Origin of the sequence: Gemmobacter sp. LW-1 (assembly GCF_001303875.1) — a bacterium.
Lineage (GTDB): Bacteria > Pseudomonadota > Alphaproteobacteria > Rhodobacterales > Rhodobacteraceae > Gemmobacter > Gemmobacter caeni.
The window spans coordinates 1-11,776 of record NZ_LJSC01000007.1; the positions used below are offsets into that span (position 1 = coordinate 1).

The 11,776-nt window shown below is 66.0% G+C and carries 12 protein-coding genes; 9 read left to right on the top strand and 3 right to left on the bottom strand.

The window, feature by feature from the left end; all coding sequences use genetic code 11:
* From AO684_RS01080 to cydX, 5 genes are all read left to right on the top strand, one after another.
* Nucleotides 1-250: ATP-binding cassette domain-containing protein (locus AO684_RS01080; protein WP_054300903.1), on the top strand; the 250-nt coding region annotated here is incomplete at its 5' end.
* Nucleotides 247-1,890 carry an amino acid ABC transporter ATP-binding/permease protein gene (locus AO684_RS01085; RefSeq protein WP_054300904.1) on the top strand — a complete coding sequence of 548 codons (1,644 nt, stop codon included), beginning with the start codon at nucleotides 247-249 and terminating at the stop codon, nucleotides 1,888-1,890. The genes AO684_RS01080 and AO684_RS01085, both read left to right, overlap by 4 nt.
* Before the next feature lie 123 nt (nucleotides 1,891-2,013).
* Entirely contained in the window at nucleotides 2,014-3,624 is a 1,611-nt protein-coding gene (locus AO684_RS01090) for a cytochrome ubiquinol oxidase subunit I (protein ID WP_054300905.1), read from the top strand.
* 5 nt (nucleotides 3,625-3,629) lie between these two features.
* Complete coding sequence (cydB, locus tag AO684_RS01095; protein WP_054300906.1) at nucleotides 3,630-4,793, top strand: cytochrome d ubiquinol oxidase subunit II; 1,164 nt, start codon at nucleotides 3,630-3,632, stop codon at nucleotides 4,791-4,793.
* A 12-nt stretch (nucleotides 4,794-4,805) separates the two neighbouring features.
* Nucleotides 4,806-4,934 carry a cytochrome bd-I oxidase subunit CydX gene (gene cydX, locus AO684_RS21155; protein ID WP_082400627.1) on the top strand — a complete coding sequence of 43 codons (129 nt, stop codon included), beginning with the start codon at nucleotides 4,806-4,808 and terminating at the stop codon, nucleotides 4,932-4,934.
* Between the two features lie 56 nt (nucleotides 4,935-4,990).
* On the opposite strand, the gene AO684_RS01100 is transcribed toward cydX, so the two are convergent.
* Entirely contained in the window at nucleotides 4,991-6,271 is a 1,281-nt protein-coding gene (locus AO684_RS01100) for an Nramp family divalent metal transporter (RefSeq protein WP_054300907.1), read from the bottom strand.
* Between the two features lie 145 nt (nucleotides 6,272-6,416).
* Here AO684_RS01100 and mntR point away from each other — a divergent pair, with 145 nt between their 5' ends.
* The 4 genes from mntR to AO684_RS01120 all read left to right on the top strand — a co-directional run bounded on the left by mntR (nucleotide 6,417) and on the right by AO684_RS01120 (nucleotide 9,041).
* Nucleotides 6,417-6,854: a manganese-binding transcriptional regulator MntR gene (gene mntR / locus AO684_RS01105; RefSeq protein WP_054300908.1), complete on the top strand. Its 438-nt coding sequence runs from the start codon at nucleotides 6,417-6,419 to the stop codon at nucleotides 6,852-6,854.
* A gap of 71 nt (nucleotides 6,855-6,925) precedes the next feature.
* Nucleotides 6,926-7,801: a phosphoserine phosphatase SerB gene (serB, locus tag AO684_RS01110; protein WP_054300909.1), complete on the top strand. Its 876-nt coding sequence runs from the start codon at nucleotides 6,926-6,928 to the stop codon at nucleotides 7,799-7,801.
* Nucleotides 7,798-8,277, top strand: coding sequence for a GNAT family N-acetyltransferase (locus AO684_RS01115; RefSeq protein ID WP_054300910.1), 480 nt, complete (start codon nucleotides 7,798-7,800; stop codon nucleotides 8,275-8,277). The genes serB and AO684_RS01115 overlap by 4 nt, the downstream gene beginning before the upstream one ends.
* Nucleotides 8,277-9,041, top strand: coding sequence for a TSUP family transporter (locus AO684_RS01120; protein WP_054300911.1), 765 nt, complete (start codon nucleotides 8,277-8,279; stop codon nucleotides 9,039-9,041). Before AO684_RS01115 ends, AO684_RS01120 begins: the two co-directional genes overlap by 1 nt.
* On the opposite strand, the gene AO684_RS01125 is transcribed toward AO684_RS01120, so the two are convergent.
* Together AO684_RS01125 and AO684_RS21705 are read right to left on the bottom strand one after the other, a co-directional pair.
* Nucleotides 9,038-9,871, bottom strand: coding sequence for a glycosyltransferase (locus tag AO684_RS01125; RefSeq protein WP_152968312.1), 834 nt, complete (start codon nucleotides 9,869-9,871; stop codon nucleotides 9,038-9,040). The two genes, AO684_RS01120 and AO684_RS01125, sit on opposite strands and share 4 nt — an antisense overlap.
* Nucleotides 9,856-11,776, bottom strand: a 1,921-nt coding sequence (locus tag AO684_RS21705) for a hypothetical protein (protein ID WP_054300913.1), incomplete at its 5' end; no start/stop codon positions are given. The genes AO684_RS21705 and AO684_RS01125, both read right to left, overlap by 16 nt.

Sequence of the window (11,776 nt, forward strand, 5' to 3'; positions counted from 1 at the left end):
TGGCGAAACCGGGGGCGGCCTGTCGGGCGGCGAGGCGCGGCGCCTGTCGCTGGCCCGCGCCCTGCTGACCACGCCTGATGTGATCCTCGCTGACGAGCCGACTGCAGATCTGGATACGGAAACCGCGCGTGCTGTCACCGAGGGCCTGCTGTCCCAGCGTGCAAGAGGTGCGACACTGGTCATCGCCACGCATGACCCTGCACTTGCTGCACGCATGGACCGCATTATCCATATCGGAGGCGCCACATGAGCGCGCTTTGGCAGATCCTGCGCCTGATGCTGCGGGACCAGCGCACTGCCCTGCTGCGCGGGGCGGCATTGTCAGTGCTGGTGCTGGCGATGGGCGTGGCGCTGCTGGGTCTTTCGGGCTGGTTCATCACCGCCGCTGCCGCAGCCGGGCTGGCCGGGGTGGGGGCAACATTTGACGTCTTCCGCCCCTCGGCCATGGTGCGCTTTCTGGCGCTGGGCCGTGCCGCTGCGCGATATGGCGAGCGGCTGGCCACCCATGACGCCACCCTGCGTGCGCTGGAAAGCCTGCGGCTGCACCTGATGGCTGGCCATCTGGCCGCACCCTGGCAAAGGCTGATCCGGCTGCGCGGCGCCGAGGTGCTGAACCGGCTGACCGCCGATATCGACGCACTGGACGGGCTGCCTCTGCGGCTGGCGCTGCCGGTTCTGGCCGGGGGGCTGACGCAGATTCTGGCCTTCGGGGTTCTGTGGTTTCTGGCCGGTTGGCAGGTCGCACTCTGGCTGGCCGCCGTTTCAATCACCGGCGCGGCACTGGTGCTGTGGCGAACCGGGCGCCGAACGCTGCGCCCCTCGCGCCGCGCCGAGGCTGCGGCACAGGCTTTTCGTACGCGGCTGATTGACCTGATCCGCAGCCGCGATGATCTGGCGGTCTATGGCCATCTGGAACATCAGCTTGCCGCAACCCGCAAGGCCGAGATCCGCCGCCGTAATATGCAAAACCAGCTCGACCGACTGGACCGGCGGGCGGGGGCAGCCCTTGTTGCACTGACCAGCCTGTCGGCCGGTGGTGCGCTCTGGCTGGGCCTGACCCTGACCCAGCAGGGACGGCTCAGCCCAGCGCTGGCGGCGCTGGGGGTCTTTGCCGCGCTGGCGCTGGCCGAGACGCTGATACCCCTGCGGCGGGCAGTCGCCGATCTTGGCCGGATGGCAGATGCAGCGCGGCGCGTCCGGGGCGGGCTGAGTGTTGCACTGCCCGTCGCCAGCATGGGCACCTACACAGGATCGGGCGGTATTCGGGTGCATGACCTTTGCCTCGCCCGCCCCGGCGACAACCAGCCGCTGACCCCGCCGCTGAGCTTTTCCGTCGCGCCAGGCGAGACCGTGGCGCTGACCGGCCCCAGCGGCGCGGGCAAATCCACCGTCCTGCTGGCGCTGGCGGGCCTGCACCCGCCACTGTCCGGCCAGATCACCCTCGCCGGTCGCGCGCTGGCGGATTGGGATGAACCCGCATTGCGCGATCTGTTGACACTGGTGCCACAACGCGCGGGCCTGATGGGCGGGACCGTGGCAGAGGCGCTGCGCCTCGCTGCCCCTGACGCGGCCGAGGCCGAGTTGTGGCAGGCTCTGGAGGCAACCGCGCTGGCGGAAACGATCCGGGCGCGCGGCGGGCTGGATCTGCGTCTGGGCAGCGGCGGCAGTGGTCTGTCAGGGGGCGAGGCGCGGCGGCTGGTACTGGCCCGTGCCCTGCTGCGCCGCCCGGCCATCCTTTTGCTGGACGAACCGACCGAAGGGCTGGACCCTGATACCGCAAACCGCGTCCTGAGCGGCCTCCGCGCCCATCTGCCGCAGGCCGCAATCCTGCTGGCATCGCATCGCGAGACCGAAACTGCACAAACGCTACGAAACGTCACAGTTCATTAACTGGAGGCAGTGATACGAGTTATTGATACAGATCAAGGCCGCCCCGATCTGAGCGGTTAAATACATTCAATATAGGGAATGCGTATCCCCGCGCCTTCCCATCCCTGAACCGGAGTGCTGGACATGGAATTCGGCATCGTCGAGCTGTCACGCCTGCAATTTGCTATGACGGCCATGTATCACTTTCTTTTCGTGCCATTGACGCTGGGCCTGTCGATCCTCGTCGCCATCATGGAAACCGTCTATGTGATGACCAACCGCCCCATCTGGCGACAGATGACGAAGTTCTGGGGCATGCTGTTCGGCATCAACTTTGCCCTTGGCGTCGCCACCGGCATCACCATGGAATTCCAGTTCGGCATGAACTGGAGCTATTACTCGCATTACGTCGGCGACATTTTCGGCGCCCCCTTGGCCATTGAAGGGCTGATGGCCTTCTTCCTCGAGGCCACCTTCGTCGGGTTGTTCTTCTTCGGCTGGGACAAGCTGAGCAAGGTGCAGCATCTGGTCGTCGCCTGGCTGGTCGCCATCGGCTCCAACTTTTCCGCACTTTGGATCCTGATCGCGAATGGCTGGATGCAGAATCCGGTCGGGGCTGAGTTCAACCCGATGACCATGCGGATGGAGATGACGGATTTCTTCGCAGTGCTGTTCAACGAGGTGGCGCAGGCGAAATTCGTCCACACTGTCAGCGCCGGCTATGTGACGGCCTCGGTCTTCGTGATCGGTGTTTCGGCTTGGTATCTGCTGCGTGGGCGTCACGCGGAACTGGCACGCCGCTCGATCACCGTGGCTTCGGCCTTCGGGCTGGCCTCGGCCTTCTCGGTGGTGCTGCTGGGGGACGAGTCGGGTTATGACACCTCGCTGAACCAGAAGATGAAGATGGCCGCCATCGAGGCGATGTGGGAGACCGAGCCCGCGCCCGCACCTTTCACTGCCTTCGGCTTCCCCGATCAGGCAGCGCGAGAGACGCATTATGCCATCCATGTGCCCTATGTGATGGGGCTGATCGGCACCCGGTCGCTGACCACGCAGATTCCGGGGATCAGCGATCTGGTCGCGCAGGCGGAAACGCGTATCCGGTCGGGCCTGATCGCCTATGACGCGCTGATGACCGTGCGCGCCGAACGCGATGCCACGCCGCCCGAGGTGATGCAGACCTTCGAAGATCATTCCGCCGATCTGGGCTTTGCCTTCCTGCTGAAGAAATACATCGACGACCCGCGTCAGGCGAGCGACGCGCAGATCCAGGCCGCCGCAGGCGACACCGTGCCGACGGTCTGGCCGCTGTTCTGGGCCTTCCGCATCATGGTAGCGCTGGGCTTCGGCTTCATCGGAACCATGGCCTATTTCTTCTGGCGTGCCTCGTTCAAGCAGATGCGCTATCCGCGCTGGGCGCTGCATGTCGCGGTCTGGATGATCCCGGCGCCCTGGATCGCCGCCGAGATGGGCTGGTTCGTCGCCGAATTCGGCCGCCAGCCCTGGACGGTGGACGGCGTGCTGCCCACCGCCATGTCGGTCAGCGCGCTGTCGATGACCGAAGTCGCGCTGACGCTGGCCGGGTTCGTGCTGTTCTACACCGTGCTGTTCATCATCGAGATGGGCCTGATGCTGAAATACATCCGCAAGGGTCCGTTTCAGGATGTCGCGGAAACCGAGGCCTGGGTGGCACGCCACCATGACCGACTGGCGGGCCGGCGCAATGCCGATGCCATCGCCCAACCTGCGGAGTGATCGCCATGATCCTGCATGAACTTATCAGCTATGATCTGCTGCGCGTGATCTGGTGGGGCCTGCTGGGCGTCCTGCTGATCGGCTTCGCGCTGACTGATGGCTTCGACATGGGGGTGGGGGCGCTTTTGCCCTTCACCGCCCAGACCGATGTCGAGCGCCGCATCGTCATCAACACCGTCGGCCCGGTGTGGGAGGGCAATCAGGTCTGGTTCATCCTTGGCGGTGGCGCAATCTTCGCCGCCTGGCCACCGCTTTACGCGGTCAGCTTCTCTGGCTTCTACCTTGCCATGTTCGCGGTGCTGGCCTGTTTCATCGTGCGGCCTGTCGCGTTCAAATACCGCTCCAAACGCGATGGCTACAGCTGGCGCAACCGCTGGGACTGGGCCTTGTTCGTCTCGGGCGCGGCCCCGGCGCTGCTGTTCGGTGTGGCGGTTGGCAATGTGATCCAGGGCGTACCGTTCCATTTCACCGATGACCTGCACACGATCTACGAAGGCGCGTGGTATGCCAAGTTCATCGGCCTGCTGGACCCGTTCTCCTTGCTGGCGGGGGTGGTGTCGCTGTCGATGCTGGTGATGCATGGCGGCGCCTGGCTGACGGTGAAGACGACGGGCGAGGTGCAGAAACGCGCCCGCGCCTATGGGTCCATCGCCGCGCTCGTGGCGGTGGCAACCTATGCGCTGGCAGGCATCTGGCTGGCCTATGGTATCAGCGGTTACCGGATCGTCGGCGAGGTGGTGGCCGATGGCCCTTCCAACCCGCTGTATTTTCAGGTGCAGCGCACGGCAAGCTGGCTTTCCGCCTATGCCGACCGACCGTGGATCGCCATAGCGCCCGTGCTGGGCATCCTCGGGGGCTTGCTGACCTTCGCAGGCCTGCGGGCGGGACGTGAAATCACGACGTTGCTGTTTTCCAAGCTGGCGATCCTCGGCGTGATCTCTTCGGTCGGGCTGACGATGTTTCCCTTCATCATGCCCTCCTCCAGCGACCCGCGTTCATCGCTCACCGTCTGGAACAGCTCGTCCTCGCATCTCACGCTGTTCATCATGCTGGTGGTCACGGTGATCTTCATGCCGCTGATCCTTGCCTATACCGCCTGGGTTTACCGGGTGCTCTGGGGCAAGGTGACGGCGAAGGACGTGACCGAAAACAGCCATTCCGTTTACTGAAAGGAAGCGACCATGTGGTATTTCGCCTGGATGCTCGGCCTGCCGCTGGCGGCCATCTTCGCGGTGATGAACGCGATGTGGCTGGAACTGAAAGAGGACGAACAGGTCATCCGCAGCGGCGACACCGACGACGCGCGGTAACGGATGGGGCGGGCGGGGCAAATGCCTCTGCCCGCCCCCTCGCAGCTCCGAAAGGGTCAGATCGGCAGGTCCATCCCCGCCACCCCGGCCAGCAGAACGAAGTTCAGCCCCAGCACCACCACCGCACCGATGATCGCCAGCAGCTGCACCAGAAGGCCGGTGGCAAAGTCGCCCATGATATCGCGGCGCGAGGTGAAGATGATCAGCGCGATCATCGGCACCGGCAGCGCGATGCTGAGGATCACCTGGCTCATCACCAGTGCCTGCGTCGCATTCACCCCGGCGGCCACCACGGCGAAGGCCGGAACCATGGTCACCAGCCGCCGCAGCCAGATTGGCACCCGGATGTGCAGGAAGCCCTGCATGATAAGCTGACCCGCCATCGTGCCCACGACCGAGCTGGAAATCCCCGAGGCGATCAGCGAGGCAAGAAAGATCCCTGCCGCCGCCGCGCCCAGCAGCGGCGTCAGCGTGTGATAGGCAGTCTCGATCTCGGCCACCTCGGCATAGCCCTGATGGAAGGCACTGGCCGCCATCATCACCATGGCCATGTTGACCATCCCGGCCACGGCCAGCGCCAGCACCACCTCGACATTGGAAAAGCGCAAGACCTTGCGGCGTTCCGCCTCGCTGCGCACGGCGGCGCGGCCCTGCGTCAGCCCTGAATGCAGATAGATCGCATGCGGCATGACCGTGGCACCGATGATCCCAACTGCAATCATCAGCGCGGTCTGGTCGGGCAGTGCCGGGCTGAACATGCCACCCGCCGCCGCGCCCCAGTCGACCGGGGCGATCAGCATTTCGGCCAGATAGCAAAGACCGATCATGCCGACCATCGCCCCGATAATCAGTTCCATCGGGCGGAAGCCCTGCCGCTCAAACAGCAGAATGCCGTAGGTGATGACCGCCGTGATCGCCATGCCCACGATCAGCGGCAGGTTGAACAGCAGTGCAAGGCCAATTGCGCCGCCCAGAAACTCGGCAAGGTCGGTGGCCATGGCGGCGATCTCGCTGATCGCCCACATGATCCAGACCACAGGTTTCGGGAAATTGTCCCGTGACAGCTCGGCCAGATTCTTGCCGGTCACGATGCCCAGGCGCGCGGACAGCGCCTGAAACAGCATGGCAATCAGGTTGGCCAGCAGCACCACCCACAGCAGGGTATAGCCATAGCCCGCGCCTGCCTGAATGTTCGTCGCGTAATTGCCCGGGTCCATGTAGGCAACAGAGGCAATAATGGCGGGCCCTGCGAAAAGCAGTTTGCCGCGAATCCCCCGCCGTTCGCCAGCCAGAACCGCCGACATGCCGTGCCGCGTCCGATCCGAATAAGAAGTCATTGCCGCGCGCCCCGAATTAGCCTGCGGGTCAAGATATAGCTTAGGCTATAATTCGTGCAAGTGGCTTTCCGCCCCGAAAAGGCTGGCCCGAAAGCACAGCCTTGGCTATAAGGTTTTCCCCGAAGATTGCCGCCGGAGCCCCCTGTTGACCGAGGATATCCCCCAAGCACCCAGCCCGGCCCGCGAACAGGCAGACCGTTTTCTGCGGGCGCGCGAGGTGCAGTCGGTCGCGCTGCTGGAGGATTACGTCGAGATGATCGGCGATCTGATGGCCGAAATGGGCGAGGCCCGCGTGGCCGATATCGCCGAACGGATGGGCGTGGCCCAGCCCACCGCAACCAAGGCGGTAGCGCGGCTGAAACGCGAGGGGCTGGCGATCTCCCGCCCCTATCGCGGCGTGTTCCTGACCGAAGCGGGCGGCACGCTGGCCGAAAAGGTGCGCGCACGGCATCGCACCGTGGTGGCCCTGCTGGTGGCCGTCGGCGTGCCCGAGGAAACCGCCGAACTCGATGCCGAAGGGATCGAACATCACGTCTCGGACAGCACCCTGCGGGCCTTCGAACGTTACCTGTCGCAGCGCTGACGGGCTGGCATGGACGGCGGATTTGGCATATGCGGCAAGGCAACCCGCGATTGCGACCGACCGGAGACCCCATGTTCATCGCCACGCTGCTGACCTGCCCTGACCGTCCGACGCTGGAGCGCGCCACCGTCGAAACCCTGCGCGCCGCCTGGAATGGCGGGGAAACGCTCTGGCTCGATCCCGGCGCAGCGGCGGAATTCGCGCTGGAGGCGATGCCCGCTGACCGCTGGCAGGTGTGGGAGCAGTTGCAGGAACAAGGCATCGACCTTGTGGTGCAACCGGCCGAAGGGCGGCGCAAGGCCCTGCTGCTGGCGGATATGGATTCGACCATGATCCAGCAGGAATGCATCGACGAACTGGCCGATGAGGCCGGGGTGGGCGCTTATGTTGCCGACATCACCCGCCGCGCGATGAATGGAGAGCTGGATTTCGAGGCCGCGCTGCGTGAACGCGTGGGGCTGCTTAAGGGCTTGCCCGAAGACGTGATCGAACGGGTCTGGACGGACCGCATCACCTTCATGCCCGGCGGGCGCGAATTGCTGGCCACCATGCGCGCCAATGGTGCCTATGCGGCGCTCGTCTCTGGCGGCTTCACCGCCTTTACCACCCGCGTGGCCGAGGCGCTGGGGTTCCACGAAAACCGCGCCAATACGCTGCTTGCCACGGATGGCGCGCTGACCGGCGAGGTGGGCATGCCCATCCTTGGTAAGGCCGCGAAGCTTGAGGCGCTGGAACAGATCTCGGCCCGCATGGGGATCACGCCGGAACAGGCGATGGCGGTGGGCGATGGCGCCAATGATCTGGCGATGCTGAACCGGGCAGGTGCCGGGGTCGCGCTGCACGCCAAACCTTCGGTCGCGGCACAATGCGACATCCGTATCAACCACGGTGATCTGACGGCGCTGCTGTATATCCAGGGATACCGGCGCGAGGATTTCGCGGCATGATCGTGCGTCCCGCCACCCTCGCCGATGCGCCCGCAATGACCGATCTGCTGAACCGGATCATCGCCATCGGCGGCACCACCGCACATGAAACCCCTTTCACGCCCGAGGCGGTGGCGCGCCATTACATCGCGGGCGAGGAACCCGTCTGCTGCCATCTGGCGGAAGATGACGCCGGTCTGATCGGCTTTCAATGTGTCGGTCACAACCCGGCGCTACCCGAAGGCTGGGGCGACATCGGCAGCTTCGTCAGCCCCGACCGCCAGCGCAGCGGCGCAGGCGTGGCACTGTTCGCCGCTACCGTGCCCGCCGCCCGCGCGGCGGGGCTGACGGTGCTGAACGCCACGATCCGCGCCGACAATGCGCCGGGGCTTGGCTATTACGCCCGGCGCGGCTTTGTCGATTATGCGAACGACCCCGATTACGCGCTGCAAAGCGGGCAGGTCGTCGGTCGCGTCTCGCGCCGGTTCGACCTGTGATGTTCGAAGTCACTTATGATCTTGCCGCCATGCTGATCGTGGCGGCCTTTGCGGCGGGCTTCGTCGACAGCATTGCAGGGGGTGGCGGGCTGATTACCCTGCCTGCCCTGCTGCTGGCCGGGGCAAGCCCGGTGCAGGCGCTGTCCACCAACAAGGTGCAGGGCACCTTCGGCGCGGCGACGGCGGCGATTTCCTACGCCCGCGCGGGCCATGTGAACCCGCGCCACCAGATCCGCGCCGCGATCGGGGCCTTTGCCGCAGGCGCCCTTGGCGCACTGGCCGTCAGCATCCTGCCGACCGAGGGGCTGCGCTATGCGCTGCCCGTCATCCTGATCGGCATTGCGCTGTTCTTCGCGCTGAAACCGGGGCTGACCGATGCCGACCGCACCGCCCGGATGCCCGCAGTGGCCTTCTCGGCCACCATCGTGCCGCTGATCGGCTTTTATGACGGGCTGATCGGGCCGGGCGCCGGGGCCTTCTACATGATCGGCTTCGTCCTGCTGGCGGGCTATGGCGTGCTGAAGGCCACGGCGCATACCAAGCTTCTGAACTTCGCCTCCAACATCGGCGGGCTGCTGATCTTTGCGGCCCAGGGCGCCCCTTGGTGGGCGATGGGGCTGGCGATGGGGGCGGCACAGATTGCAGGCGCGCGGCTGGGGTCGCGGCTGGCCATTCGGATCGGGGCGAGGATCATCAAGCCGCTGCTGGTGATCAGTTCCACCGCGCTGGCGCTGCGGCTGATCTGGCAACTGGCGACGGGCTAACGCCCGCGCGTCCAGCCACCGGATTGACGGCGCAGCCGCACCGCGAGCGTCACGGCAGCATAGACCGCGAAACCGACGGGATCGGCCAGGGCCAGCCGCGCCAGTGCCGCCTTGCCAAGGCGCGCCTTGCCCTCGCGCGCAGGCAGGTCGGGCCAGAGCGTCGCAATCTCGCGCACGCCTGCATCCTGCCGGCGCCGCACGCGGGTCAGCGCGGCAAAGCCTTCGACCATCGGCCAGAGGTATGTGGGCGCCACCTGCACCCTTTCGCCCGGCGCGAATTGCAGCCGCACGAAAGTGTCGTCCGAGATGATGGCCGGAAACTCTGCCCATCGCGCCCGCCCCGCACCATTCACCGCAAACAGGCCGTAACCGGGCGCGGCACTGCGGTTGAAGGGCAGGCGCTGCCAGAACCGCGCATAGGCGCGGGTCACCTCGCTGCGCGGTTTAGGAATGACCGGCGTGCCCCCGGCATAAAGCGGCTGATCCCCCCCAAGCGCCGCAACCAGCGCCTTCATCAGCGGGGGCGAGACGATGACATCGGCATCCAGATAGGCCCGCAGTGCCCCCCGCGCCGCCGCATCGCCTGCATTCAGCGCGCCGGGCTTGCCGCCCTCAGCCAGATCGAGCACCTCCAGCCGCCAGCCCGCCGCAGCCGCAGCCGCCTGTCGTTGCCGGGCCACCGCCGCCGTCGCATCGCGCGAGCCGTTGGAGACCACGATCACCTCGGCCCCGCCTGGGACCGGGTCGGAGGCCAGCAATGCATCCAGACAGGCGCCGATATAGGCTTCCTCGTTCGACGCGGGGAGGATGACGCTCAGCACCCGTCGCAGCCCTTCGCCAGCACCCGCCAGCGCGGGTTTTCATCGCCCAGATGCCGCAGCGCGCCCCAGCTTCCCCATTTCGTCGGGCGATAGACATCTACGAAAGCGTTGAAAGGCGCATCGGTCAGCCCGGCCCAGCCTTTCAGCAGGACGGCGTAAAGCGCGCCCATTTCCGGGGCGTAATTCAGCGCCTGAAAGAAGGCCGTGAGTTCGCTATCTTCGGTCACCGGGCCATAGCCGACGACATGGCTGCCTCCCTCATACATCGCCAGACGCAGACCCTCGGCCTTTGCGACTTCGGCATGATGCGGCAGAACGCGAGTCAACAAGTCGTCCAGCGTATCCTCGGTCACGCCCGAATGCCGACCGTCGCGCAATTCCTCAGCCGCACGGGCGATGGCCTGCGCATAAGGGTGCTGCGGATCAGCCTTGGCGCTTTCGGCCAGCCAGCCCTTGACCATGGCCTGCTTGGCCTCGCTGCCCAGCAGCGCCGCGAAATAGCCCGTGACGGCATAGGCGTCAAAGCTGCCCTTCGGCGCGGACTTGCCTTCAGCCACCGCCAGCGGCGCGTCAAGGATCGCGCGTTCCGCCCCCGGCACGCCGGTCTGGGTGGCCACCACGCGGACCAGCCGCTTCGCTGCATCATTGCCAAAGACCGCCGACCAGATCCCCATGACCTCGGCCGCACGCAGACCATAGAATTGCAGCCCCGCGCCCTCGTCCCCCCAGCGTGCCTTCGCCTGTTCACGCGCCCATTGGCCTTGCGCGAATTGCGGGTTCCAGACCTCGTTGGAATACTCGACCCAGGCCACACGTCCGGGTTCCAGCAGATCCGCCACGCTTTCAGCGTAGAACCGCACCAGCGGATCGCCCGCCAGATGCGGCAGGGTGAACCAGGGATCGGCGTCCAGCTCATTGGCCAGCGCCACCATCACCTCCACCGGCACGCCATTGCGAGCCCAGGTGTAATCATCGGGCTTGGGGCTTGCCTCGACAGTGGCGAGCGTGGAATCGTTGGTCGCCATCCAATCCATGAAGCGGATCGCCCGCACACCGCGAATACGGTCCAGCCAGTCGGGGTTGAAGATCTGCCCCGAGGCGAAAGCTGCCACCCGGTCCTCGCGCACGATGGTGATGCGGCGCAGCGGGTCATCCCTTTCGGTGCGGGTCAGTGTCAGCAGCACCGCTCCTTCGCCGGGCGTATAGTCGAAGGCCAGTCCGCCACCCGGCAGAGGCGTCAGGTTTTGCGCCCGGCCCTCCACCGTCAGGTCGCCCTGCCCCTGCCAGTGCACCAGATAGCGCCCGGCAACCCCGCCCGCATCCTCGGGCAGATCGGTCAGCACCAGCGTGGAAATCCCGGTGATGCCGGGCGGCAGCGCAACCGGCCAGCCATTCGCGTTGAGCCAGCCGCCCGCCGCCAGTGCATCATGGTCCATCCCGCCCCATTGACCCGCCAGATGGCCGGTCCATGGCCGCGCTGTTTTCATCACATCCAGAAACGGCTGCTGCACCGACCAGTCGTTCACCCCCGCAAGCCCCAGCGCCAGCGCCGGGTTGGTGACGGGTGTAAAGGAGGCTGCGTCAGCGGCAGGCATCGGGTCGGCTGCCGCAACCTCCGTGGCAACGGGTTTCGCATGGGCCCCGGCAGGTGCATCGACCGCCGGTTCCGGCACAGCAACAGCGCGGGGGGCAGGCTCGCGGGCGAGCTCCGGCTGCGCCGCCGCCCAGGCGATGCGCTGCATCGCGACGGCCAGTTCGGGGGAAATTACCGCATCGCGGCTTTGCCAGCGACGGCCCAGCTTGGCCGGCAGTCCCTCGGGCGATTCTCCGGTCAGCATGGCCAGATGCACCATGGCAACCAGATACTGCCCCTTGCCATTGGGGTGGATGTCATCGGCGAACAGGTCGCGGATG